Raw genomic sequence first — 25455 nt, 5'->3', positions numbered from 1 at the left:
CGATCGGTTCGAACAGCGAGGGCCCATGGCCAAGGCAGAACACCCAAGCGAGCAGGAAGGCGGCGCCATCCGTCGGCGCAACGAGCAGGCGATCCTGGCGGCGGCGGAGCGGGTCTTCGCCCGGCATGGCTACCGCGGGGCCAGCCTGCAGGAGATCGCCGAGCAGGCGGGCCTGCCCAAGTCCAACGTCCTCTACTACATGGGCAGCAAGCGCAAGCTCTACGTCCGGTTGCTGGAGCGGATGATGGAGCGCTGGAATGCCATGCTCGACGACATCTCGCCGGAGGACGACCCGGCCGAGGTGCTCTCCGCCTTCATCCGTTCCAAGATGCAGATCTCGCGGCGTCACCCCGAGGGCTCGCGGCTGTTCGCCAGCGAGATCCTCGGCGGCGCGCCCTTCCTGCAGGAGTACCTGAGCGGCGAGCTGCGCGACTGGGTGCAGAGCCGTGCCGCGGTGTTCCGGGAGTGGGCCGACCGTGGCCTGATGGATCCGGTCGACCCGGTCTGGCTGATCTTCCTGATCTGGTCCTCGACCCAGCATTACGCCGACTTCGAGGCCCAGGTGCTGGGCATCACCGGGCGCGAGGCGCTGAGCGACGACGACCTGGAGCGCATCACCGACTTCCTGACCCGGGTGGTCATCAAGGGCTGCGGGGTCCGCCATCCCGACCCGGCGGCCGCGCCGCGCGGGCAGCCGGCCCATTCCTGACCCGGCGCGGCGGAGAGCTGAACGCCCGCCGACCGCGCCGATGGCCGTCCGTGCCTACTGGGCGGTGAGCAGCATCAGCACCGACAGCGCCGCGGAGACCCACATCGCCGGCTTGATCTCGCCGATCCGCCCGGTCGCCGCCTTGATCAGCACGAAGCTCATGAAGCCGAAGGCGATGCCGAGGGTGATCGAGTAGGTCAGCGGCATCAGGATGATGGCCAGGAAGGCCGGCAGGGCCTGATCGAAGTGCTGCCAGTCGATCTTGCCGATCGGCGCCATCATGAACAGTCCCACCAGCACCAGGGCCGGGGCGGTGGCGATGCCGGGGACCAGCGACAGCAGCGGCGACAGGAACAGGAAGGGCAGGAAGAGCAGGGCGATGACCACGGCCACCAGGCCGGTTCTTCCGCCCTGGGCCACCCCGGCGCCGGATTCGATGAAGGTCTGGGCGGCGCTGGTGCCGAGCGGCGCGGCGATCATCGAGGCGAAGGCATCCACCGTCATGGAGCGCTTGAGGTTGCGCGGATTGCCGTCCTTGTCCTTGAGGTCGGCGGATTCCGACAGGGCCATGAAGCAGGACAGCGCATCGAAGAAGTTGGTGAACAGCATCACGAAGATGAACGGCAGGTAGGCCACCTTGAGGGCGCCGACGATATCGACCTGCATCACCGCGCCGAAGTCCGGCCAGGCGGCCAGGCCGTTCCAGGCGACCATGACCTCGTCGCCCCACAGCCGGCCCATGGGGGCGGCCAGCAGGGTGGTCAGGGCGATGCCCATGATCAGCGCGCCGTTGAAGCGCAGGATCACGAACACGCCGGTGGCGACCAGGCCGAGGAAGAAGATCGCGAGGCTCGCGTCCATGTTGCCCAGGGTGACCAGGGTGGCGTCGCTGCCGACGATGAAGCCGGCGTTCTGCAGGCCGATGAAGGTGATGAAGAGCCCGATGCCGCAGGTGATGGCGTAGCGCAGCGACAGCGGGATGGCCTCGATGATCGCCTTGCGCACGTTGAACATCGCCAGCACGGCGAACATCACCCCGGACCAGAAGACGCAGCCCAGGGCCACCTGCCAGGTCAGACCGGCGCCCAGCACCAGGGTGTAGGTGAACAGGGCGTTCATGCCCATGCCCGGCGCCACCAGGATGGGGTTGCGGGCATAGAGGCCCATGGCCAGGCTGCTCATGAAGCTGATCAGCACCGTGGCCGAGAGCGCCGCGGAGAAGGGGATCCCGGCGTCGGAGAGCACGGCCGGGTTGACCACGATGATGTACATGCCGGCGAGGAAGGTGGCGATGCCGGCCAGGATCTCGGTCTTGAGGGTGGAGCCGCGACGGCTGACGCCGAAATAGGTGTCCAGCCACGGGGCCTGGGACGTCTGCGGGACATCGCCCGCCGTGACGTCCGCGGGGCGGGCAGAGGAGGAATGTTGCATGCGTCTTACCTTTGTTGTTGGTCGGCATGGGGACGGAATTCCGATAACTTGACCTTTCGGTCAGGTTGTCGGTGGTTCAAGACTAGTCAACATGGCAGCGACTAGGCAACAGTCAGAGTGATTTTTGTATACGATTAAGTAGGTGCCGATGCACCACCATGGGAGACCGATGCCACCATGAACGATGAGGGAACCTCGCCGACGGCCTTGCCCATCGAGGCCCGGCTGGCCGAGATCCAGGCCGCCCTGGCCGACCATGCCCGGGCGCTGCTGGTGGCCGAGCCGGGGGCCGGCAAGACCACCCGGGTGCCCCTGGCCCTGCTCGAGGCCGACTGGTGTCGTGGCGGACGGCTCTTGCTGCTGGAGCCGCGCCGCGTGGCCGCGCGGCTGGCCGCCGGCTACATGGCCGCGTCCCTGGACGAGCCGGTCGGCGAGACGGTGGGCTATCGCATGCGCGGCGAGTCCCGGGTGGGCCCGGCCACGCGCCTCGAGGTGGTGACCCAGGGCGTGCTGACGCGCATGCTCCAGGACGACCCGCTGCTCGAGGGCGTGGCGGGGATCGTCTTCGACGAGTTCCACGAGCGCAGCCTGGAGGCGGACCTGGGGCTGGCGCTGGCGCTGGACGCCCAGTCGGTGCGCGAGGAGCTGCGCCTGCTGGTGATGTCGGCGACCCTGGATGTCGCCGCGCTCACCGCCGTGCTCGGCGAGGCCACGCCGGTGATCGACTGTCCGGGGCGACGGCATCCGGTCGAGACCCGTTATCGTCCGCCCCGGGCCCGGGACGACGCGGCCCGCCACCAGGCGGCGGTGGTGGCCGAGGCCCTGGCGGCCGACGACGGCGACGCCCTGGCGATCCTGCCCGGGGTCGGCGAGATCCGCCGGCTGGCCGGGCACCTGGCCGAGCGCCTGCCCGACGTCGCCGTCCACGAGCTGCACGGCCGGCTGCCGCTGGACGCTCAGCGCCGGGCGCTGCGCCCGGACCCGCAGGGGCGCCGCCGGGTGGTGCTGGCCACCGCCATCGCCGAGTCCAGCGTGACCGTGGACGGGGTACGGCTGGTCGTCGACGCCGGCCGCGAGCGCCTGCCGGTGTTCCAGCCGCGCACGGGGCTGACGCGGCTGGAGACCCGGCGCGTCAACCGGGCCAGCGCCGAGCAGCGCCGCGGGCGGGCGGGTCGCCAGGGCCCCGGCGTCTGCTACCGGCTGTGGGCCGAGGAGCAGCCGCTGGCCCCGGACCGCGAGCCAGAGATCCGCCAGGCCGACCTGGCGCCGCTGGCCTTCGAACTGGCGCGCTGGGGGATCGCCGATCCCGACGCCCTGACCTGGGTCACGCCGCCCTCGGCGGCGGCGCTGGCCGCCGGTCGCGAGCTGCTCGCGCGCCTCGGGCTGCTGGATGCCGGACATCGGCTGACCCCGCTGGGCCGGGCCTGCACCCGTTGGCCCACCCACCCGCGCCTGGCGGTGATGCTCGAGCGGGCCGGCGAACTCGCGGCGCAGGGCCTGGCCTGTGGCCTCGCCGCGCTGCTCGAGGGCCGCGACGCCGATGCCGAGCGCGACCTGGCCACGGCACTCGAGCGTCGCTTCGCCGCCCCCGGCGAGGATCACGCCTGGCAGCGCGACGCCCGGCGGCTGGCGCGCCGCATGGGTTGCCGGCTCGAGGCGCCGGGCCTGGCCCCGCTCGGCGAATTGCTGGCCCTGGCCTGGCCCGAGCGGGTCGCCCAGCGGCTCGCGTCCGGGCGCTTCCGGCTGGCCGGCGGCGGCCAGGCGACCCTGCCCGGCGAGCATCCCCTGGCCCACGCCGAGCTGCTGGTGGCGGTGGAACTCGACGGCGAGGCCGGCGGCGGGCGGATCTTCCGGGCCGCGGCCCTCGACGAGACGCGGCTGACGGCCCTGCACCCGGAGGCCGGCGAATGGCGCGAGCACCTCGAATGGTCCGACGAGGCGGGTCGGCTGGTCGGCGAACGCCGGCGCGGCCTGGGGGCGGTGGTGCTCGAGCGACGGCCCCTGCACGACCTGCCACCGGAGGCGGTGCGCCGGGCACTGCTCGCGGCGCTGCGGCGCCGCGAGCGCCTGCCCCTCGACGAGGCGGCCGAGCAGCTGCGCGGCCGGGTCGCCCTGCTGCGCCGCGAGCAGGGCGCGCCCTGGCCCGACTGGTCCGATGCCGCGCTGCTCGAGGACCTCGAGGCCTGGCTCGCCCCCTACCTCGACGGACTGACGCGCCTCGAGGCGGTGGAGCGATTGCCGTTCGCCCGGATCCTGCTCGATCGTCTCGACTGGCCATTGCGCTCCCGGCTCGACGAGCTGGCGCCGACCCACCTGGCGGTGCCCAGCGGCTCGCGGATCCGCCTGGACTACCGGGGCGAGACGCCGGTGCTGGCGGTCAAGCTCCAGGAGGTGTTCGGCTGGCGCGAGGCGCCGCGGCTGGTCGGCGGGCGGGTCGCGCCGCTGCTGCACCTGCTGTCCCCGGCGCGGCGGCCGCTGCAGGTGACCGCGGACCTGGCGAGCTTCTGGACCAACGGCTATCCGGAGGTGCGCAAGGACATGCGCGGCCGCTACCCCAAGCACCCCTGGCCGGAAGACCCCTGGTCGGCCCAGGCGACTGCGCGCACCAAGCGCCGCTAGGCCATGTCCGAACAGTGCCTGCGCTCGTCGATTTCTCGGTGAGCCTGGGGCAGTAACTTACATCCACCATGGACACCATCACCCGATGACGAAACGCCACAATTGCCCCTGCGGCAGCGGCCTGCCGCTGGCAGACTGCTGCGGGCCCTACCACCGGGGCGAGCCGGCGCCGACCCCCGAGGCGCTGATGCGCTCGCGCTACAGCGCCTTCGCCCTGGGCCTCACCGACTACCTGCTGGCCACCTGGGCTCCCGAGAGCCGGCCGGCCGAGCTGCCCCCCGACGAGGCCACCCGCTGGGTGCGCCTGGAGATCCTCGAGCATGGCGAGTCGGGCGATGCCGGCACGGTGCACTTTCGCGCCACCTTCCGCGAGGGGCGCCGCTGGGGCGTGCTGGAGGAGCGCTCGCGCTTTCGCCGCGAGGAAGGGCGCTGGCGCTACGTGGACGGCGACCCCTCGATGACGCGCCTCAAGCCGGGGCGCAACGATCCCTGTCCCTGCGGCAGCGGGCGAAAGGGCAAGGCCTGCTGCGTGCGTTAGGAAATCGCTGATTCATTGCTGCGCTCGATATCCTGGGCGCTGGCGGTGCCGGGACGCCGGACCGCTCAAATCCTCATTGAACCCCAGTCAACTGCGGTTGCTCCGCTCCGGCAGCGCCCAGCCTCTCGTCGCTCGCGACATGAATCAACGTTTCCGCTGAGCATTTTCCCTGAAAGCAAGAGGCCCCGCCGGTAAGCCGGCGGGGCCTCTCGCGTTTCGTGGCGTCCGGGGGCTCAGAGCGTCATGGCGGCGAGCCAGCCGAAGGCGATCAGCGGGATGTTGTAGTGCAGGAAGGTCGGCACCACGCTGTCCCAGATATGGTCGTGCTGGCCGTCGGCGTTGAGGCCGGCGGTGGGGCCGAGGGTGGAATCCGAGGCCGGCGAGCCGGCATCGCCCAGCGCCGCGGCGGTGCCCACCAGGGCGATGGTGGCCATCGGCGAGAAGCCGAAGTTGATGGCCAGCGGCACGTAGAGCGAGGCGATGATCGGGATCGTCGAGAAGGACGAGCCGATGCCCATGGTGATGAACAGGCCGACGAGCAGCATGATCAGGGCGGCGAGGCCCTTGTTGTCGCCGATCAGCTCGGTGGAGCTCGTCACCAGGGTCTCGACCTGGCCACTGGCCTGCATGACGCTGGCGAAACCGGCCGCCGAGATCATGATGAAGCCGACCAGCGCCATCATGCGCATGCCCTCGGTGAAGATGCTGTCCTGCTCGTGCCAGTGGAAGACGCCGCTCACCGACAGCAGGGCGAAGCCGAACAGGCCGCCGAGCACCATGGAGCCGCTCAGCAGCTGCACCACCACGGTCCCCACCAGGGCCAGCCCCAGCACGACCATCTGCCAGGGCTTGAGGTGGCCTGCGGCCTCGGCGGGTGTCTCATCGCCGTGGGCCAGGTCGCGGTCCGCGTAGTCCCGCTTGCCGCGATAGCTCACCAGTACTGCCACGGCGAGACCCAGTGCCATGCCGGCGATGGGTACCACCATGGCCATCGGGACCATGTCCGCGGTGACGTCCAGGCCGTTGTCGTTGAGGTTGGTGAGCAGGATGTCGTTGAGAAAGATCGAGCCGAAGCCCACCGGCAGCAGCATGTAGGGGGCGGTGATGCCGAAGGTGATCACGCAGGCCACGACGCGACGGTCGAGCCTCAGGTGGTTCATCAGCTTGAGCAGCGGTGGCACCAGCACCGGGATGAAGGCGATATGCACCGGGATCAGGTTCTGGGAGCTGATCGAGAAGGCCAGCAGCACGCCGAGCAGGGTGAGGACGATGGTCTGGCGATGGGGGATGCCCTCGTCGAGATGCAACCCGGCGATGGCCTTCTGGGAGAGCAGCTGGGTGATCCCCGAGCGCGACAGGGCCACGGCGAAGGCGCCGAGCACGGCGTAGGAGATGGCCACGGTGGCGCCGTTGCCGAGGCCCTCGTTGAAGGCGTCCATGATCTCGCCGATCGGCATGCCGGCGTAGAGGCCGCCGGCCAGGGTGGCGGCGATCAGCGCGAAGACCACGGAGACCCGCATCAGGCTGAGGGTGACCATGATCAGGATGGAGAGCACGATGGCGTTCATGTGGGGTCCTTGCTCGAAGGGTGGGCGGGGCGACTGCAAAAGCCGCACATTGTAACGGCGCTGTGGCTGGGTGCCAGTCGTCACCCGGCGTCCGGCGGCGATCCGGCCAGCGTAGTCGAGCGAGGCGGGGGTGGAACGCGGCCGGCCTGCCCTCGGGCAGGCCGGCGTCTGGCGTCTCAGAGGGTCATGGCGGCGAGCCAGCCGAAGGCGATCAGCGGGATGTTGTAGTGCAGGAAGGTCGGCACCACGCTGTCCCAGATATGGTCGTGCTGGCCGTCGGCGTTGAGGCCGGCGGTGGGGCCGAGGGTGGAATCCGAGGCCGGCGAGCCGGCATCGCCCAGCGCCGCGGCGGTGCCCACCAGGGCGATGGTGGCCATCGGCGAGAAGCCGAAGTTGATGGCCAGCGGCACGTAGAGCGAGGCGATGATCGGGATCGTCGAGAAGGACGAGCCGATGCCCATGGTGATGAACAGGCCGACCAGCAGCATCACCAGGGCGGCGAGGCCCTTGTTGTCGCCGATCAGCTCGGTGGAGCTCGTCACCAGGGTCTCGACCTGGCCGCTTTCCTGCATGACGCTGGCGAAGCCGGCCGCCGAGATCATGATGAAGCCGACCAGCGCCATCATGCGCATGCCCTCGGTGAAGATGCCGTCCTGCTCGTGCCAGCGGAAGACGCCGCTCACCGAGAGCAGGGCGAAGCCGAAGATGCCGCCCAGAACCATCGAGCCGGTGACCAGCTGGGTGGCCACGGTGCCGCCCAGGGCGATGGCCAGCACGCCGAGCTGCCAGGGCTTGAGGTGCCCGGCCGCCTGGGCCTGGCTCTCGTCGCCGTGGGCCAGGTCCAGGTCCCGGTACTCCCGCTGGTCGCGATAGCTGAACAGCAGGGCGGCCAGCAGTCCCACTCCCATGCCGCCGATGGGCACGATCATGGCCATCGGCACCATGCTCGCCGACACCTCGAGGCCGAGGCTGGCGCCACTCTCGTTGATGTTGGCTAGCAGGATGTCGTGGAGGAAGATCGAGCCGAAGCCTACCGGCAGCAGCATGTAGGGCGCGGTGATGCCGAAGGTGATCACGCAGGCCACGGCGCGACGGTCGAGCTTCAGGTGGTTCATCAGCTTGAGCAGCGGCGGCACCAGCACCGGGATGAAGGCGATATGCACCGGGATCAGGTTCTGGGAGCTCACCGCGGCGGCCAGCAGCATCCCCAGCAGCCCGAAGCTGATCAGCCGACGCTTGGGGATGCCTTCATCGAGCCGGAGGCCGGCGATGGCCTTACGGGAGAGCAGCTCGGTGATCCCCGAGCGCGACAGGGCCACGGCGAAGGCGCCGAGCACGGCATAGGAGATGGCGACGGTGGCGCCGTTGCCCAGGCCGTCATTGAAGGCGTCCATGATCTCGCCGATCGGCATGCCGGCATAGAGCCCGCCGACCAGGCTGGCGACGATCAGGGAGAAGACCACGGAAACGCGGGCGAGACTCAGCGTGACCATCACCAGGATGGCCAGGACGACAGCATTCATGAAGGGTCCTTGGAAGAGCGGTGTTGTTGTTGGCACTCGAGCGAGCGTCCGCCCGCCCCCGGCCGGGGACGAGCGGGCGTGGAGAGCATCCTCAGTGGCTGGGCAGCAGCTCGGCGGGCACCAGCTGGCTCAGGGTGCGCTCGGCCAGCAGGGCCGTGGCGGCCTCGATGTCCGGGGCGAAGAAGCGGTCGCGGTCGTAGTGGGCGACGCGCTCGCGCAGTGCACGGCGGGCCTCCTCCAGGGGCTCGGTGGTCGCGAGGCCCCGGCGGAAGTCCAGCCCCTGGCAGGCGGCCAGCCATTCGATGGCCAGGATGCCGCGCACGTTGTCGGCCATCTCCCACAGGCGCTTGCCGGCGGCCGGAGCCATGGAGACGTGATCCTCCTGGTTGGCCGAGGTGGGCAGGCTGTCGACGCTGTGCGGGTGGGCCAGGGCCTTGTTCTCGCTGGCCAGGGCGGCGGCGGTGACCTGGGCGATCATGAAGCCGGAGTTGACCCCGCCGTTCTCCACCAGGAAGGGCGGCAGCTGGGACATGTGCTGGTCCATCATCAGCGAGACGCGGCGCTCGGTGAGCGAGCCGATCTCGGCGATGGCCAGTGCCAGGTTATCGGACGCCATGGCCACCGGCTCGGCATGGAAGTTGCCGCCGGAGATGATGTCGCCCTGCTCGGCGAACACCAGGGGATTGTCGGAGACCGCATTGACCTCGACGGCCAGCACCTCGGCGGCCTGGCGGAGCTGGGTCAGGGCGGCGCCCATCACCTGGGGCTGGCAGCGCAGGGAGTAGGGGTCCTGGACCTTGCCGCAATGGGCGTGGGAGTCGCTGATCTCGCTGCGACTGCCCAGCAAGTGGCGATAGGCACCGGCGGCGTCGATCTGGCCGCGCTGGCCGCGCACCTCGTGGATGCGCGCATCGAAGGGCGAGCGCGAGCTCAGGGTCGCCTCCACGGTCAGCGAACCGCACACCGTGGCCGCCGCGAACAGGTCCTCGGCCTCGAACAGGCCCTTGAGGGCGTAGGCGGTGGACACCTGGGTACCGTTGAGCAGCGCCAGGCCCTCCTTGGGCGCCAGTCGGAGCGGCTCGAGGCCGGCCACGGCCAGTGCCTCCGTGGCCGCCAGCCATTCGCCCTGGTGACGGGCCTTGCCCTCGCCGAGCAGCACCACGCTCATGTGGGCCAGCGGGGCCAGGTCGCCGGAGGCGCCGACCGAGCCCTTGAGCGGGATATGCGGATAGACCTCGGCGTTGACCAGGGCCACCAGGGCGTCCAGCACCTCGCGGCGGATGCCGGAGTAGCCTCGGGCCAGGCTGTTGACCTTGAGGACCATGATCAGCCGCACCAGCGCATCACTCATGGGCTCGCCGACGCCGGTGGCATGCGACAGCACCAGCGAACGCTGCAGGTCCTCGAGGTGGTCCCTCTCGATGCGGGTCTGGGCCAGCAGGCCGAAGCCGGTGTTGATGCCGTAGACGGTACGGTCTTCCTCGACCACCCGGTTGACGCAGTCGACGCCCTGCTGGATGTCGGCATTGGCGCTCGCGGGCAGGCTGACCTGCACCGGGGCCTCGAAGGCCTGGCGCGCCTGGGCCAGGATCATCTGGCCGGGATGGATTTCGAGATGGTTCATAGGGGAGTTCCTTGACTGTGCCGGGTCGGAACCTGGCCGGGGCCGGTCGTCGCGAGGGCGCCAGGACCCTGCGCATCGACCCGCCCCGGCGCGTCTTGCCCCGGCGGTCCTTAGGGGAAGACGCTGTTACTGGTTGACCATCGGCAGGTCGAGACCGTTCTCGACGGCGCAGCGCCTGGCGATGTCGTAGCCGGCGTCGGCGTGACGCATCACCCCGGTGCCCGGGTCGTTGCGCAGTACCCGGCCCAGGCGGGCGTGGGCGTCGTCGCTGCCGTCGGCGACGATCACCACCCCGGCGTGCTGCGAGTAACCCATGCCCACGCCGCCGCCGTGATGCAGCGACACCCAGGTGGCGCCGCCGGCGGTATTGAGCAGGGCGTTGAGCAGCGGCCAGTCGGAGACCGCATCGGAGCCGTCCTGCATCGCCTCGGTCTCGCGGTTGGGGCTCGCCACCGAGCCGGAGTCCAGGTGGTCGCGGCCGATGACCACCGGCGCCTTGAGCTCGCCGCTGGCGACCATCTCGTTGAAGGCCTGGCCCAGGCGGGCGCGGTCCTTGAGGCCGACCCAGCAGATGCGCGCCGGCAGGCCCTGAAAGGAGATCCGCTCGCGGGCCATGTCCAGCCAGTTGTGCAGGTGCGGATCGTCCGGGATCAGCTCCTTGACCTTCTGGTCGGTCTTGTAGATGTCCTCGGGATCGCCGGACAGCGCCGCCCAGCGGAAGGGGCCGATGCCCTGGCAGAACAGCGGGCGGATGTAGGCCGGCACGAAGCCGGGGAAGTCGAAGGCGTGCTCGACACCTTCCTCGAGGGCCATCTGGCGGATGTTGTTGCCGTAGTCGAAGGTCGGGATGCCCTGGGCCTGGAAGTCGAGCATGGCACGCACGTGGACGGCCATGGAGTGCTTGGCGGCCTTGACCACCGCCTCGGGCTCGGCCTCGCCGCGGGCCACGTACTCGTCCCAGGTCCAGCCGGCGGGCAGGTAGCCGTGCAGCGGGTCGTGGGCGCTGGTCTGGTCGGTGACCATGTCCGGCCTCACGCCGCGGCGCACCAGCTCGGGGAGCACGTCGGCGGCATTGGCGCACAGGCCGATGGAGATCGCCTTGCCCTCGGCAGTGTAGCGCTCGAGGCGGGCCAGGGCGTCGTCCAGGTCCGTGGCCTGCTCGTCCAGGTAGCGGGTGCGCAGGCGGAAGTCGAGGCGCGACTGCTGGCACTCGATGTTCAGCGAGCAGGCGCCGGCGAGCGTGGCGGCCAGCGGCTGGGCGCCGCCCATGCCGCCGAGGCCGGCGGTGAGGATCCAGCGGCCGGTGAGCTCGCCGGCGTAGTGCTGGCGGCCGGCCTCGACGAAGGTCTCGTAGGTGCCCTGGACGATGCCCTGGGAGCCGATGTAGATCCACGAGCCGGCGGTCATCTGGCCATACATCATCAGGCCTTTCCTATCCAGCTCGTTGAAGTGCTCCCAGGTGGCCCAGGCCGGCACCAGGTTGGAATTGGCGATGAGTACCCGGGGGGCATCCTTGTGGGTCTCGAATACGCCCACCGGCTTGCCGGACTGGATCAGCAGGGACTGGGTGTCCTCCAGGCGCTGGAGGGTCTCGACGATCCGGTCGAAGCATTCCCAGTCGCGGGCGGCGCGGCCGATGCCGCCGTAGACCACCAGGTCCTCGGGGCGCTCGGCGACGTCCGGGTGCAGGTTGTTCATCAGCATGCGCAGCGGCGCCTCACAGAGCCAGCTCTTGCAGGAGAGCTCGGGCCCGGTGGGGGCGGCGATCCGGCGGCCGGGGTCGTGACGGGGATCGGTGGGCAGGGGGTGGTGCTGGGTCATGGCGAGTGTCCTCTCGGGGTAGGGATATCGGGTAGAGGTGCGGAATCGGCCTAGCCGTTCAGGGTCAGCAGATGGACAAGCCGTGCCGCCGCCCTGGCGGTACGGTTGTCGATGTCGTAGGCGGGGTTGAGCTCGGCCAGGTCGGCCAGGCGCAACTTGCCGCTGTCACGGATCACCTCGATCAGCGGCTCGAGCAGCGCCAGCGACACGCCACGGGCGGCGGGAGCGCTGACCCCCGGCGCCTCGGCGGCGGGCAGCACGTCCAGATCGATGGTCAGGTAGAGGTGGTCGCAACGGGCCGCGAAGCGCCCGAGGTCTCGGACGATGGCGTCGAGGCGCTGCGGGACGAAGTCGCGATCCTCGCGGATCAGCACGTCGAGTTCCTCGGCCCGGCGGAACAGTGCCCGGGTGTTGGCGGCCCGGCTGGCGCCCAGGCAGGCATAGCGGAAGGGCCAGCCCCGGGCCCGGCACTGCTCGGCGATCTGGGCGAAGGGCGTGCCGGACGAGCGCACCTGCGACGGGTCGCGCAGGTCGAAGTGGGCATCGAGGTTGACGATGCCGATCCGCGGGGCGCTCTCCCGCGCCGCAACGTGCCGGGCCAGGCCCGACCAGCTGGCATAGGCGACCTCATGGCCGCCGCCCAGCACGATGGGCAGGTGGCCGCCGTCGAGCAGCGGGGCCAGTCGCGCGGCCAGTGCTTCCTGGGCGGCCTCGAGGGCATCGCCCTCGCAGCTCACGTCGCCGGCATCGAAGGCGGGGCCCTGGCGGTGCCAGGCCAGCGGGGCCAGGGCCCGGCGGATGGCCGCCGGGCCGGCCGCGGCGCCGGTCCGTCCCTGGTTGCGAGCCACGCCGGCGTCGCTGGCGAAGCCGACCAGCACGGTGCCGGGGGCGGCCCCGGCCTCGATCGGACGGATGCGCTGATGCCAGCGCTCGCTGTCCGGTTCCGGGTCGGTGCGGCCCTGCCACGGGGTCATGTCGAGGGTCGCGGTGTTGTCGCGCTTAGTCGTCATGGCTGAGGACTCCGTTGAAGACACGCTGACGTAGGCGGCCCGGCTGGACGGCGTAGGCCAGCTCGGCCGGGGCGTCGATGTTCCACACGCAGAGATCGGCCGGCGCCCCCTCGCGGAGCCGCCCCAGTTCCGGCCGGCCCAGGGCCGCGGCGCCGTGGGCGCTCATCCCGGCCAGCGCCTCCGAGGGAGTGAGACGAAACAGGGTGCAGGCCAGGTTGAGCATCAGGGTCGGCATGAACAGCGGCGAGCTGCCCGGATTGGCGTCGGTGGCCACGGCCATGGGCACCCCGGCCTCGCGCAGGGCGGCGATGGGCGGCACCCGGGTCTCGCGCAGGGTGTGGAAGGCGCCGGGGAGGATCACCGCCACGCTGCCGGCCTCGCGTAGGGCCCGGACCCCGGCCTCGTCCAGGTATTCGATATGGTCCGCGGACAGGGCGCCGTGGCGGGCCGCCATGGCGCTGCCGCCGAGATTGGAAAGCTGCTCGGCATGGGCCTTGATAGGCAGGCCGTGGGCCTCGGCGGCCCGGAAGACGCGCTCGCACTGGGCCACCGAGAAGGCGATCGTCTCGCAGAAGACATCGACGGCATCGGCCAGACCCTCGGCGGCGGCCGCCGGGATCATCTCGTCGCAGACCAGGTCGATGTAGCCATCCGGGTCGTCCCGGTATTCCGGCGGCAGGGCATGGGCACCTAGCAGGGTGGTGACGACCCGCACAGGCAGGGCCTCGCCCAGGCGGCGGGCGACGCGCAGCATCTTCAGCTCATCGGCCACCGTGAGGCCGTAGCCCGACTTGATCTCCACCGTGGTCGCGCCGTCGGCGAGCATCGCCTCCAGGCGGGGCAGGGCGGCGGCGAACAGGGCATCCTCGTCGGCCTGGCGGGTGGCCGCCACGGTGCTCAGGATGCCGCCGCCGCGACGGGCGATCTCCGCGTAGCTGGCTCCTTCGAGGCGGGCCTCGAACTCCCCGGCGCGGCCGCCGCCAAAGACGAGGTGGGTATGGCAGTCCACCAGGCCGGGGGTCATGACCCCGCCGTGGCCCATGTCCCGGCAGCCCTCGGCCAGGGCGGCGTCGAGCTGGCGCATCGGGATCAATCGGGCGATGTGCTCCCCCTCGACGATGACTGCCATGGGCTCGGGCCGCGTCGCCAGCCCGTCGAAGACGGTGACGTCGCGCCAGAGCAGGCGGGTCGGCGTTGCCTGAGTCATGAGAAGGTCTCCGGGTTGCTTTGTATATACAAATGCTAGCCGAACTCTCGGTCCGCGTCACCCCCTCGTGGCGAGAACCTGGATCGGGCTTGGCGAGGCGCAGTAGGACGCTAGCCTTATATTTAAAACCTGTAAAAACAAATGTATAAGATGTGATTTGCTTGAGTGGGCACGCGGAGGAGGGTCTCGGGTAGACCAAAGTATAAGGGGGTGGCGCGGGTCTTGGTTGGCGCCGTGAGACAACATATTGTATATACATTACACGGCACCCCGAGGCCGTCCTCACAACGACAACCCAGGAGCCTTCCATGTCTGTTCCCCCCTCCCTTCCCCAGGCCGAGCGACGGCATTCGGCCGCCACCGTGCTGAAACTCTTCCTGCCCAGCCTGCTGGGCGTGCTGATCTTCTTCGTGCCGCTGACCCTCGCGGGTAAGACCACCATCCCGCTGGACCACATGGTCACCGGGGCCAAGGCGCTGCTGGGCGAGGCCAGTGGCGTCTACGCCCTGGCGCTGATCGTGGCGGGGGCCCTCTACCCGCTCTATACGGGCAGCTGGCGGCGCAGCCTGACCGACCGGATCTTCACCGTGCTCAAGTTCGCCGGCATCGCGACCGCGGTGCTGGCGCTGACCGGCTGGGGGCCGGCCTTCCTGCACACGCCGGACATGCTGCCTTTCCTGTTCGAGAAGCTGGTGATCCCGGTGGGGCTGATCGTGCCGATCGGCGCCATCTTCCTGGCGCTGCTGATCGGCTTCGGGCTGCTCGAGCTGATCGGGGTGCTGGTCCAGCCGGTGATGCGCCCGATCTGGCGGACGCCGGGGCGCAGCGCCATCGACGCCGTGGCCTCCTTCGTGGGCAGCTATTCCATCGGCCTGCTGATCACCAACCGGGTCTACCAGGCCGGCGAGTATTCCGCTCGCGAGGCGGCGATCATCGCCACGGGCTTCTCCACCGTCTCGGCGACCTTCATGATCATCGTCGCCAAGACCCTGGACCTGATGGCCGTGTGGAACGCCTACTTCTGGCTGACCCTGGTCATCACCTTCCTGGTCACCGCCATCACCGTGCGGATTCCGCCGCTGTCCCGCATGGATGACGCCAAGACCGCCCCGGAGCCCGAGGCGGCTCCCGGCAAGCGGCTGGCCACCGCCTGGCAGACCGGGCTGGACGTGGCGGCCAGGGCGCCGAGCCTGCCGTCAAGCGTGGCGCTGAACTTTCGCGAGGGTCTGGTGATGGCGATCAGCATCCTGCCGTCGATCATGTCGGTGGGGCTGGCGGGGCTGCTGCTGGCCAAGTACACCCCGGTATTCGAGTGGCTCGGCTGGCTGTTCTATCCCTTCGTCGCCGTCTGGGGTCTCGAGGAGGCGGCGGGCGTGGCCCAGGCCTCGGCCGCCGGTCTGGCCGAGATGTTCCTGCCGGCCCTGCTGATGGGCGATGCCGGTTTCGTGGCGCGCTTCGCCACCGGGGTGGTCTCGGTGTCCGCGGTGCTGTTCTTCTCCGCCTCGATACCCTGCATCCTCTCCACCAGCATTCCGCTGTCGGTGGGGCGCATCGTCATCGTCTGGTTCCTGCGGGTGGCGCTGAGCCTGCTGCTGGCCGTGCCGGCCGGCTACCTGGTCCAGCCGTTGATCGGCTAGCCGGGGGCTCCGCCAGGTCGGCGGAGAATGACGGGACGGGAGGCCCGGGCGGCCGGAGGCGAGAGGCCTCCGGCCGCGTTGCGTTCAGGGATGGCGTCAGCCGGTATGCAGGGAGGAGCGCAGCTTGTAGCGGTCCCCGGGGTGGAGCAGCCGGGCATAGCTGACCAGGTGATCGCCGGACCAGGTGCGCCGGATCATGCGCAGGCAGGGCTGCTCCGGGCGAATCTCCAGTCGGTCGGCGGTGGCGGCATCCACCAGCACGGCCTCGACGACATGTTCCACGTCGCTGATCGGGCAGGCCGCCACCAGCACCTCATTGGGCGTCACGCGGGTGAAGTCCGTCTCCAGGTAGTGGGGCACATGGCGCGGATTGACATAGCGGTCCTCCAGCTGGATGGGCACGCCGTCCTCGCGATGGATGATCAGGGTGTGGAAGACCCGGGTGCCCAGGCGGACCCCGAGGCGCATCGAGACCTCGTCGCCGGCCTCCAGGGCCTCGGCGGACAGCACCTGGCTGGTGTGGCCATGGCCGCGGCCGGCCACCTCGGCGGCGATGTTGTGGACCTCGACGAGGGAGGACTCCGCCTTGTGGTCGGTGACGAAGGTCCCGACCCCCGGCTGGCGCGTCAGGTAGCCCTGCTGCACGAGGTCGCGGATCGCCTTGTTGGCGGTCATGCGACTGACGCCGAAGTCGCGGGCCAGCCGTTCCTCGGGCGGGATCTGGTGGTGAGGGGGCCATTCGCCGTCGCGAATCTTCTCCAGCAGGTGCTGCTGGATCCTGAGGTAGAGCGGGAGAGTGCTGCCCATGGTCGGCCGCGAATCCTTCACTGGTGGTGTCGATGGCGTCGTGCCGAACAGTCTACCCGGGGGCGTGGCTTGGGGCACCCCATGGCGCCCGCATCGGCGCGACGGCGCCTGCTCTCGGCGGCGCGGCATGGCGGCGTCACTTGCCGGGACGTCGAACTTCCATAATGTTGATACTAGAGCGTCCCCTGACGCGCGGGTCGACGACGTCACCGCAATCATTCCACGGGGAAGTTCGCGACGGGAGGTAACAGGTACAGGGAGGCGTGCACCTTGTGGCGTCGTGTCGCCCGCTCCAGCAAGTGGAGGGCGAGTCATGTCACGTCTGTATTTCCTGACTCCTGACCTGGATACGACCGTCAACATCGCCCAGGAACTCGACGACCTCGGGCTGACCCGCGAACAGGTGCATGTCACCGGGCGCGACTGGCAGCATCTCGAGGAGCGCGGAGTCAACAACGCCACGCTGCGCCAGACCTCGGATGTCGTGCATGCCGCCTATCGGGGGGTGCTCTATGGGGCTCCCCTGGGGGTGGTGCTGGGTGTGCTGGTGTATTTCATCCTGGGGCCGGATATCGGTGTCGGCGCCACGCCCATCATCGTCGGCATGGGCATCGGTGGCGGCCTGTTCGGGGTGTGGGTCAGCACCATGGTCGGCGTATCGGTGCACGACGCCAAGGTCGACAAGTACGAGGACGAGCTCGAGCGAGGCGCCTTCCTGATGATGGTCGACGTCTCCGATCAGCGAGAGGAGCGGATCCGCTCGATCATCCACCGCCACCACCCCGAGGTCACCATCGACAAGGTCACCGCCTGGGAGCGCCAGCATCACCTGGGAACGGGCGACTAGCTCCCGCTGGCACCGCCTCCGGCCGGGACGACGTCGCGGGGTCTGTCGGGTTACCATCGCCTGTTCCAGTGACGCGACAATCGAGGTGACCATGACCGATGCCCGCCTGCAGAGTCCCGCCGCCTCGCGCAATCGTGTCCCGCTTCTCGAGGTGCTGGCCGGGCTGCTGCCCGAGCGAGCCCGGGTACTGGAACTGGCCGCCGGCAGCGGCGAGCACGCGCTCCACTTCGCCCGCGCGATGCCCGGCTGGGACTGGCTGCCCAGCGACCCGCAGCCACGTGCGCGCGCCTCCATCGCCGCCTGGCGGGACGCGCTCGGGCCGCCCAACCTGCGTTCACCCCTCGATCTGGACGTCTTCGGCGACTGGCCCGAGGGCGGGTTCGAGGCGGTCGTGGCCATCAACCTTCTGCATATCGCCCCCTGGGACGTGACCGCGACGCTGATGGCGCGGGCCGCGCGGTACCTGGAGCCGGAAGGCGTGCTCTTCCTCTATGGCCCCTATCGGCGGGGTGGGCGGCATACCTCGGACAGCAACGCGGCCTTCGACGCGGACCTCCGGGCGCGTGATCCACGCTGGGGCATTCGCGACCTGGAGGCGGTCACGGCGGAGGCCGAGGGCCATGGCCTGCGTCTCGAGCGAGTGGTGCAGATGCCGGCCAACAACCTCAGCCTGGCCTGGCGCCGGCCCTGAGACCCTGGTTGGCCAGCCGCGCCGAGAGTGGCGGGCTCCCCGCCGAGTCACTAGAGTGACTAGTACGCATGCCGGGCCGTCTCGGCATGGCATGCGGGGAGGGGCCGTCCATGGCTATCGCGATTGCACTGATCGTTCTGGCCGGGGGCTCGGTACTGTTCTATTTCCTCAGCCCCTGGCACCTCACCCCCCTGGCCTCCAACTGGGGCGCCATCGATGACACCATCATCATCACCTTCTGGGTGACCGGCGTGGTCTTCCTGGCCATTTCCCTGTTCATGGCCGTCGCCCTGATCCGCTATCGCCACCAGCACCACCGGCGCGCCCTCTACGAGCCGGAGAACAAGCGGCTCGAACTCTGGCTGACCGGCATCACCACCCTGGGCATCGCTGCCCTGCTGGCCCCCGGGCTCTTCGTGTGGGGCGATTTCGTGCGTGCTCCGGACGATGCCCACGAGGTGGAGGTGGTCGGCCAGCAGTGGCATTGGAGCTTTCGTTTCCCGGGCCGGGACGGTGTCTTCGGCGACGCCCGCAATGCGCTGATCGATGTGGCCAATCCCTTCGGCCTCGTGGCCGATGACCCGCATGGCCAGGACGATGTGCTGGTGGATCATCCCGCTGTGCTGTTGCCCGTCGACCGCCCGGTGCGGGTGCTGCTGCGTTCCAAGGATGCGCTGCACAACTTCAAGGTGCCGGCGTTCCGCGCCAAGATGGATGCGGTCCCGGGCCAGGTCACCTCCTTCTGGTTCACCCCCACGCGTACCGGCGAGTTCCAGGCGGTGTGCGCCGAGCTGTGCGGCATCGCGCACTTCGCCATGCGCGCCCGCGTCCAGGTGGTCGAGCCGCAGCGCTTCGACGCCTGGCTGGCCGAGCAACCCACCCATGGCGAGCGGATCGCCCGGGGGCCGGGCAATCCCGAGGCGGGCCAGGCGCACTATGCGGCCTGCCAGGCCTGCCACGGGCCCCGGGGGCAGGGCCAGCAAGCCACCAACGCGCCACGCCTCGCCGGCCTGGATGCCAGATACCTGCGCCGCCAGCTGCACAACTTCCGCGTCGGCGCCCGCGGCACCCGGGAGGGTGACGACTTTGGTCGGCAGATGCGGCCCTTCGCCCAGTCCCTGCCGGACGAGGCGGCGATCCGCGACCTGGCCGCCTATATCGAGACCCTGCCGCTGGCGCCCACCGCCGCGACCGTCGAGGGCGATCGGCGGCTGGGAGAGCGGCTCTACCGAAGCTGTGCTACCTGCCACGGTCCCCAGGGGCGGGGGCGGGCAGCCTATCGCGCGCCGCGCCTGGCGGGCATGAGCGACTGGTACCTGGTGCGTCAGCTCGAGCACTTCCGCGCCGGCATCCGCGGGCGGCATCCCCAGGATGCCTATGGCAACCAGATGGTCGACATGGCCCAGGTGCTGGTGGATGACGCCGCCGTGCGCAGCGTGGTGGCCTACATCGGTGGCCTGGCCACGGAGGAATGAACCATGGGCGAACGCGAATACGATGCCAGCTCCCACGCTCCGCCGGCCGAGGTCGAGGAGATGGAACTGGTCCATCCCAGGACCTTCCTCGGCAAGTACATCTGGAGCCAGGACGCCAAGGTCATCGCCGTGCAGTACGCGCTCACCGCCACCGCCATCGGCCTGGTGGCCCTGGTGCTGTCGCTGCTGATGCGCCTGCAACTGGGCTTTCCCAACAGTCTCGCGCTGATCGACCCGGGCAGTTACCTGCAGTACGTGACCATGCACGGCATGATCATGGTGGTCTACCTGCTCACGGCGATCTTCCTGGGGGGCTTCGGCAACTACCTGATCCCGTTGATGTGTGGCGCCCGGGACATGGCCTTTCCGTACCTCAACATGCTCAGTTACTGGGTCTACCTGGCGTCGGTACTGATCCTGGTGGCCGGCTTCTTCGTGGGCGGTGGCAGTTCCGGCGCCGGCTGGACGCTGTACCCGCCTCAGTCGATCACCCCGGGCACGCCGGGGGCCGACGCCGGCATCATCCTGATGCTGGTGTCGCTGGCGGTGTTCATCATCGGCTTCACGATGGGGGGGCTGAACTATGTGGTGACCGTGCTCCAGGGGCGGGCCCGAGGCATGACCCTGATGCGCCTGCCGTTGACGGTGTGGGGGATCTTCATGGCCACGGTGATGGCCCTGCTGGCCTTCCCGGCCCTGCTGGTGGCGGTGCTGATGATGCTCCTCGACCGTCTGCTGGGCACCAGCTTCTTCATGCCGGAGATGCTGTCGATGGGCGAGGGCGGCGAGCACCGCGGCGGCAGCCCGCTGCTGTTCCAGCACCTGTTCTGGTTCTTCGGTCATCCCGAGGTCTATATCGTCGCCCTGCCGGCCTTCGGCATCGTCTCGGACCTGATCGCCGTGCATGCCCGCAAGAACATCTTCGGCTATCGCATGATGGTCTGGGCGATCATCATCATCGGCGCGCTGAGCTTCGTGGTCTGGGCGCACCACATGTACGTCAGTGGCATGAGCCCCTATTTCGGCTTCCTGTTCGCGACCACGACGCTGGTGATCGCCGTGCCCACGGCGATCAAGGTCTACAACTGGGTGCTGACCCTGTGGCGGGGCAACATCCATCTCACCTTGCCCATGCTGTTTGCCATCGGTTTCCTGTTCACCTTCGTCAATGGTGGCCTCAGCGGACTGTTCCTCGGCAACGTCACCGTGGACGTGCCGCTGTCGGACACCTACTTCGTGGTCGGCCACTTCCACATGGTAATGGCGGTGGCCCCGGTCCTGGTGATCTTCGGTGCCATCTACCACTGGTATCCCAAGGTGACCGGCCGCCTTCTCGACACGACGCTCGGCAAGATCCACTTCTGGATGACCTTCCTGGGCACCTATGCCATCTACTACCCCATGCATTTCATGGGGCTGCAGGGGGTGCCGCGGCGTTACTATGCCTACGGCGAGACCGCCTTCGTCTCCGACTCGGTCCAGAGCCTGAACGCCTTCATCACCATAGCGGCCTTCGTGGTGGCCCTGGCCCAGTTGCTGTTCCTGTACAACCTGGCCTGGAGCTACTTCCGGGGACGCGAGGCGGGCCCCAACCCCTGGCGGGCCACCACCCTCGAGTGGCAGACGCCGCACACCCCGCCGCGCCACGGCAACTTCGGCGAGGAGCTGCCGGTGGTCTATCGCTGGCCCTATGACTACAGCGTTCCCGGCGTGAAGGCGGACTTCATCCCGCAGAACGTGCCGCCCGAGGCCGTGGAGCGTGAGGCCCCCGTGGGGCGGGGAGGCGGGTCATGACCGTCTCCCTGGTGCTGATGGCGGCATTGATGGCGGGGATCGCCCTCTGGCTGTTCCGTCAGTCGCTGCATGTGCGGCCCTGGGTGGCCGAGTCGGGGCCCGGGCGCAGCGTGCCGGCCCCGATGACCGCGCCACGCACCGGCCTGGGAGTGTTCCTGGCGGTGGTGACCTCCGTGTTCTCGTTGACGATCAGCGCTTACCTGATGCGACGGGAGATGGGCACCGACTGGCGTTCCCTGGCGGTGCCGGGGGTTCTATGGCTCAACAGCGCCCTGCTGGTGCTGGCCAGCCTGGCCCTGCAGCGCGCCTGGCGGGCCGCCGGACACGGGCAGGAGGGGCGGCTGAGGCGGGCTCTGCTGGCGGGAGGCGGGCTGACGCTCGCCTTCGTGGCCGGCCAGGGCGTCGCCTGGGGGCAACTCGAGGCCGCCGGCTATTACCTATCGGCCAACCCGGCCAATGCCTTCTTCTACCTGCTGACGGTCCTGCATGCGCTGCACCTGCTGGGCGGCCTGGTCGCCTGGGGGCGGGTGCTGGTGCGTGCGCGGAGCGGGGTGCCGGCCGCACAGCTGCGCCCCAGCATCGAGCTTTGCGCGCTCTATTGGCATTTCCTGTTGCTGGTCTGGGTCGTGATCCTCGGCCTGGTGCTGGCGACCTGAGGGGAGGACGACACCATGGTGGAGACGACTCGAGGTCCGACCCTGGAGCCCGGCCTGCGAGGGCTGGTCACGGACCTGGCCTCCGATCAGCGTGCCTTCAAGAACGTGCCATGGAGCAAGGCGATGATGTGGCTGTTCCTGCTCAGCGACATCTTCATCTTCGCCTGCTTCCTGGTCGGTTACATGCAGGTGCGGATCACCACGACGGTGGCCTGGCCGAACGCGAGCGACGTCTTCGCGCTCGAGCTCGGTGGGCGGCACGTGCCGTTGCTGTTGATCGCGATCATGACCTTCATCCTGATCAGCAGCAGCGGGACCATGGCCCTGGCCGTCAAGTTCGGCTACGAACAGCGGCGCCTGGCCACCGGGGGGCTGCTGATCCTGACGGCGCTGCTCGGGGCGTCCTTCGTCGGCATGCAGGCCTTCGAGTGGACCAAGCTGATCGGCGAGGGTGTCCGGCCCTGGTCCAACCCCTGGGGGGCGGAGCAGTTCGGTGCCGCCTTCTTCCTGATCACCGGCTTCCATGGCACCCATGTCAGCATCGGGGTGCTCTTCCTGATCATCATGGCGGTGAAGGTGATGCGTGGTTCCCTGGCGGCGGGCCACCCCGGCTTCCTGACCCGTCGTCGGGGACGCTACGAGATGGTCGAGACGCTGGGCCTGTACTGGCACTTCGTCGACCTGGTATGGGTGTTCATCTTCGCGTTCTTCTACCTCTGGTAGGCGGCGCGGGGGAGGCAGACATGGCACATGGCGAGACACAGCAACATCCCATCGGGATCTATCTGTGGGTCTGGTTCCTGCTGTTCGTGCTCAGCGTGGGCTCCTATCTGGTGGACGTCGTCGGCCTGGAGAGCTACCTGCGCTGGACCCTGATCACCCTGTTCATGCTGCTGAAGGCCGGCCTGATCATCGCGGTGTTCATGCACATGGTCTGGGAGCGCCTGGCGATCATCTGCGTCGTGCTGGTGCCGCCAGGCGTGCTGGTTTTCCTGATGCTGCTGATGGCCATCGAGGGCAACCACGTCCTGCTGAGTCGGCTGGCCTATTTCGGCCCGTGAGTCGCTACTCGGGGATCTCGCCGGGCACCCGGTAGCGCACGCCCTCGGCCTGCCGCTCCTCGCGCGTCTTGGTCTCGTCCTCGGCGGGCACGCCCCACACCGTCTCGCGGCTGCCGTCGGGCCAGGTGTAGGTCGTGCAGCCAGCGGCGGTCGCGGTCAGCAGCAGCGTCGCCAGCAGGAGGACGCGATGGGGGCGGGGCATGGCATGTCTCCGGGGAAAGCGTGAGTGTCGATGGCGGTGACGGCCGGATGCCGTCGTCGGCCGACCGGTAACGTCCGGTGCCGCCATCAAGGGACATTGCCGTGCAGTATCACACGTGTTCGGGATCGTGTGTCCAGACCTTCACGCCGTCCTCCTCGCCGGGCACCACCACCGAGAACTCGCCCGGCCCGAGCAGGGTGACCTCATGGCCGTCACGGGTCTTGAAGGCGGGCAGGCCGCGATTGATCGCCCCACCATGCTGCAGGGTATCGATATCCTTGATGTCGTGGTACTGGTCGATGACGTACTCGTTGCCCTGTTCGTCGAAGGCGATGATGGTCTTCTCGTATTGCCGCACCGGGGTGACCTCCATTCGAGGGTTCGTCATCAGTATCGCAATGGCGTCGCCGAAAGGCGAATGGTGTCGGCCCGCTGCAGGCGGAAGCGGGCGGAGTCGGAACATACGTTTGACTGCAGTCGATCGTGACCGCACCACAGCCCGTCTTCATCCGGGAAGTCCTCGCGTACTGGACCTCCCGTGCGACGCCATCGTCGCCCATATCGGCTGATCTCCTCGCCCACCGCGACGGACGAGGCCGGGAGCCCCTTGTCGCTCCCGGTCTCGTCAGGGGAGGGCGTGACTCCCGGCGCTTCGCTTACCGGAGCGTCGCGGTCCGGCATCCCCAGGCATTCACTAATGGACTCCAGGCCATGACTTGCTAGGATGCAGGGCTCAAGTCATTGCTGGAGAACACGATGCGTCCGATGTTCCTGTTGTTGAGTGTCGCCGTCCTGGTGGGACTGGCGGGGTGCAGCTACGATCCCGCGCGGATTTCCACCGAGCCCCTGGTCATCCTCGATGACGACGGTCATGGTCACGGTGGCGGCGGCGGTTTCTGCCCGCCGGGCCAGGCCAAGAAGGGCAATTGCTGATCTCCCTCCCCGGTGATGACCTCGGCTGGCGCTTACCCGCCAGCCTTGGTGCCTGCCACGAGAAGGCGCCGCGGCACCCCATCGCGAGCGCCGCGTTGCCGGCGACCTGGCTCTACCCCTGCCCGCCAGAGCGGTCGATGTCATCCCCGGTCCTTGAGGAACGCGCCACCCCCTAGCCAAGGCCGTCATCTCTGCGTGGCGACGTCGTTGGTGTCGGCGGGGAGGGCCGAGTGGGCTCGTCGGTCGACGTAAGGCGCCGTTCCGCCAGGCGGATCGCGGGCGGATTGCCGGCATCGAGTGGCTGGTCTCGAGCGACGCACGTCAGGAAGACATGATGTTACCCGACTACACCTGGATCGCCTGGACGCTGATCCTGCTCTCCACCTATCTGACCGGCGTCTCCAAGGGCGGCTTCGCCGGGGGCTTCGGCAGCCTCTCCGTGCCGATCATGGCACTGGCCATCGGCCCCATCGAGGCCGCCGGCCTGCTGCTGCCGCTGCTGCTGGTCATGGACGCCTTCACGGTCAAGGCGTGGTGGGGGCGACAGGACGGGGCCGAGCTCAGGCGGATGACGCCGGGCCTGGCGCTCGGCGTGGTGATCGGCACCCTGCTGATCGGGCGTCTGGATGAGAATGGCGTTCGCCTGCTGCTCGGCGTGATCTCGCTGCTGTTCGCCGTCTACATGGTGGCTCGACCGGCCGCCGGCCGGCCCATCGCGCCCTTCTGGGCCCTGCCGGCGGGGGCCGGCTGCGGCTTCACCAGCTTCCTGGCCCATGCCGGGGCGCCGCCGGCCAACCTCTACCTGATTCCCCGGCGGTTGCCCAAGGAAACCTTCATCGCCACCAGCGCGATGCTGTTCGCGACGGTCAACCTGATGAAGCTGGGACCCTATATCTGGCTCGGCGAGATCAACCTGACCAGCCTCTGGGCCTCCGCACTGCTGGTGCCGGTGGCCTGGCTGGGGGTGAGAAGCGGACTCTGGCTGCAGCATCGCGTCAGCGAGGTGCTGTTCTATCGGCTGGTGATCCTGGCCATGGCCATCGTCGGCGTACAGTTGATGCTCAAGGCCCTGCTGTGAGGCAGCGATGCGTGTCGGCTAGCTAAGGGGATTCGGCCTGTGTCCGCGCTGGGAGGGGCAAGAATTTGAAAGTATTCACCAAAAATGGGCCTTCCCCCAGCCTCGCAGGCCCGAAAAGGTCGCAATGAAGGGTCGCGGTGTGGACCGTCGAGGAACAACAATCGCAAGAAAGTGAAATCCTGCTTTCCGTGTCGCTGGTGTAATGGTGGGTGACTGGGCCGCCG

The 25455-nt window shown here is 69.1% G+C and carries 23 protein-coding genes; 13 read left to right on the top strand and 10 right to left on the bottom strand.

The genetic code is table 11. The features are described 5' to 3' along the window. Positions 1 to 25: 25 nt before the first annotated feature. Positions 26 to 709, top strand: a complete 684-nt coding sequence (locus QWY76_RS18000) for a TetR/AcrR family transcriptional regulator (RefSeq protein WP_290312857.1) — start codon at positions 26 to 28, stop codon at positions 707 to 709. Between the two features lie 54 nt (positions 710 to 763). Here QWY76_RS18000 and QWY76_RS17995 read toward each other — a convergent pair whose 3' ends face one another. Beyond that, positions 764 to 2140: an NCS2 family permease gene (locus QWY76_RS17995; protein ID WP_290312856.1), complete on the bottom strand. Its 1377-nt coding sequence runs from the start codon at positions 2138 to 2140 to the stop codon at positions 764 to 766. Positions 2141 to 2317: 177 nt separating this feature from the next. Between QWY76_RS17995 and hrpB the strand changes: the two genes are divergently transcribed. Together hrpB and QWY76_RS17985 are read left to right on the top strand one after the other, a co-directional pair. Further along, entirely contained in the window at positions 2318 to 4759 is a 2442-nt protein-coding gene (gene hrpB / locus QWY76_RS17990) for an ATP-dependent helicase HrpB (protein WP_290312855.1), read from the top strand. A gap of 85 nt (positions 4760 to 4844) precedes the next feature. After that, entirely contained in the window at positions 4845 to 5297 is a 453-nt protein-coding gene (locus tag QWY76_RS17985) for a YchJ family protein (RefSeq protein ID WP_290312853.1), read from the top strand. Between the two features lie 233 nt (positions 5298 to 5530). Here the strand turns inward: QWY76_RS17985 and QWY76_RS17980 are convergent, their stop codons facing one another. From QWY76_RS17980 to hutI, 6 genes are all read right to left on the bottom strand, one after another. Next, on the bottom strand, positions 5531 to 6865 hold the full coding sequence (locus tag QWY76_RS17980) for a Na+/H+ antiporter family protein (protein ID WP_290312851.1): 1335 nt from the start codon (positions 6863 to 6865) through the stop codon (positions 5531 to 5533). Positions 6866 to 7041: 176 nt separating this feature from the next. Then, on the bottom strand, positions 7042 to 8388 hold the full coding sequence (locus QWY76_RS17975) for a Na+/H+ antiporter family protein (protein ID WP_290312848.1): 1347 nt from the start codon (positions 8386 to 8388) through the stop codon (positions 7042 to 7044). A 91-nt stretch (positions 8389 to 8479) separates the two neighbouring features. Continuing rightward, positions 8480 to 10012 (bottom strand): histidine ammonia-lyase, encoded by a 1533-nt coding sequence (gene hutH / locus QWY76_RS17970; RefSeq protein ID WP_290312847.1) that lies wholly within the window; start codon positions 10010 to 10012, stop codon positions 8480 to 8482. Positions 10013 to 10138: 126 nt separating this feature from the next. Then, positions 10139 to 11833, bottom strand: a complete 1695-nt coding sequence (gene hutU, locus QWY76_RS17965; protein WP_290312845.1) for a urocanate hydratase — start codon at positions 11831 to 11833, stop codon at positions 10139 to 10141. 50 nt (positions 11834 to 11883) lie between these two features. Beyond that, positions 11884 to 12843 (bottom strand): formimidoylglutamase, encoded by a 960-nt coding sequence (gene hutG, locus QWY76_RS17960; RefSeq protein ID WP_290312843.1) that lies wholly within the window; start codon positions 12841 to 12843, stop codon positions 11884 to 11886. Beyond that, positions 12833 to 14050, bottom strand: a complete 1218-nt coding sequence (gene hutI, locus QWY76_RS17955) for an imidazolonepropionase (protein ID WP_290312842.1) — start codon at positions 14048 to 14050, stop codon at positions 12833 to 12835. The genes hutG and hutI overlap by 11 nt, the downstream gene beginning before the upstream one ends. Before the next feature lie 308 nt (positions 14051 to 14358). Here hutI and QWY76_RS17950 point away from each other — a divergent pair, with 308 nt between their 5' ends. Continuing rightward, a complete protein-coding gene (locus tag QWY76_RS17950; RefSeq protein ID WP_290312841.1) occupies positions 14359 to 15687 on the top strand; it encodes a YjiH family protein in 1329 nt (442 codons plus the stop codon). Between the two features lie 96 nt (positions 15688 to 15783). Here QWY76_RS17950 and hutC read toward each other — a convergent pair whose 3' ends face one another. Next, positions 15784 to 16494: a histidine utilization transcriptional repressor HutC gene (gene hutC, locus QWY76_RS17945; protein WP_290312838.1), complete on the bottom strand. Its 711-nt coding sequence runs from the start codon at positions 16492 to 16494 to the stop codon at positions 15784 to 15786. Between the two features lie 313 nt (positions 16495 to 16807). Here hutC and QWY76_RS17940 point away from each other — a divergent pair, with 313 nt between their 5' ends. The 7 genes from QWY76_RS17940 (at position 16808) to QWY76_RS17910 (ending at position 23018) form a co-directional block, all read left to right on the top strand. Next, positions 16808 to 17341: a DUF1269 domain-containing protein gene (locus QWY76_RS17940; RefSeq protein ID WP_290312837.1), complete on the top strand. Its 534-nt coding sequence runs from the start codon at positions 16808 to 16810 to the stop codon at positions 17339 to 17341. A 91-nt stretch (positions 17342 to 17432) separates the two neighbouring features. Then, entirely contained in the window at positions 17433 to 18032 is a 600-nt protein-coding gene (locus tag QWY76_RS17935) for a DUF938 domain-containing protein (RefSeq protein ID WP_290312836.1), read from the top strand. 110 nt (positions 18033 to 18142) lie between these two features. Further along, positions 18143 to 19507: a c-type cytochrome gene (locus QWY76_RS17930; RefSeq protein ID WP_290312835.1), complete on the top strand. Its 1365-nt coding sequence runs from the start codon at positions 18143 to 18145 to the stop codon at positions 19505 to 19507. A 3-nt stretch (positions 19508 to 19510) separates the two neighbouring features. Beyond that, positions 19511 to 21301 (top strand): cytochrome c oxidase subunit I, encoded by a 1791-nt coding sequence (locus QWY76_RS17925; RefSeq protein ID WP_290312834.1) that lies wholly within the window; start codon positions 19511 to 19513, stop codon positions 21299 to 21301. Next, positions 21298 to 21957: a cytochrome c oxidase subunit 3 gene (locus QWY76_RS17920; protein ID WP_290312832.1), complete on the top strand. Its 660-nt coding sequence runs from the start codon at positions 21298 to 21300 to the stop codon at positions 21955 to 21957. Before QWY76_RS17925 ends, QWY76_RS17920 begins: the two co-directional genes overlap by 4 nt. Before the next feature lie 15 nt (positions 21958 to 21972). After that, positions 21973 to 22680 carry a heme-copper oxidase subunit III family protein gene (locus QWY76_RS17915; RefSeq protein ID WP_290312830.1) on the top strand — a complete coding sequence of 236 codons (708 nt, stop codon included), beginning with the start codon at positions 21973 to 21975 and terminating at the stop codon, positions 22678 to 22680. A 20-nt stretch (positions 22681 to 22700) separates the two neighbouring features. Further along, a complete protein-coding gene (locus tag QWY76_RS17910; protein ID WP_290312829.1) occupies positions 22701 to 23018 on the top strand; it encodes a cytochrome C oxidase subunit IV family protein in 318 nt (105 codons plus the stop codon). A gap of 4 nt (positions 23019 to 23022) precedes the next feature. On the opposite strand, the gene QWY76_RS17905 is transcribed toward QWY76_RS17910, so the two are convergent. Then, positions 23023 to 23220, bottom strand: a complete 198-nt coding sequence (locus QWY76_RS17905) for a hypothetical protein (RefSeq protein WP_290312827.1) — start codon at positions 23218 to 23220, stop codon at positions 23023 to 23025. A gap of 109 nt (positions 23221 to 23329) precedes the next feature. Next, positions 23330 to 23608, bottom strand: a complete 279-nt coding sequence (locus QWY76_RS17900) for a hypothetical protein (protein WP_290312825.1) — start codon at positions 23606 to 23608, stop codon at positions 23330 to 23332. Positions 23609 to 23976: 368 nt separating this feature from the next. On the opposite strand from QWY76_RS17900, the gene QWY76_RS17895 reads away from it, so the two are divergent. Both QWY76_RS17895 and QWY76_RS17890 read left to right on the top strand, forming a co-directional pair. Next, positions 23977 to 24153, top strand: a complete 177-nt coding sequence (locus QWY76_RS17895; protein ID WP_290312824.1) for a hypothetical protein — start codon at positions 23977 to 23979, stop codon at positions 24151 to 24153. Positions 24154 to 24487: 334 nt separating this feature from the next. Further along, entirely contained in the window at positions 24488 to 25231 is a 744-nt protein-coding gene (locus QWY76_RS17890; RefSeq protein ID WP_290312822.1) for a sulfite exporter TauE/SafE family protein, read from the top strand. Positions 25232 to 25455 lie beyond the last annotated feature (224 nt).

The sequence above is a fragment of the Halomonas maura genome (assembly GCF_030409305.1).
GTDB classification, from domain to species: domain Bacteria; phylum Pseudomonadota; class Gammaproteobacteria; order Pseudomonadales; family Halomonadaceae; genus Halomonas; species Halomonas maura.
This window is presented reverse-complemented; position numbering and strand designations above follow the sequence as displayed.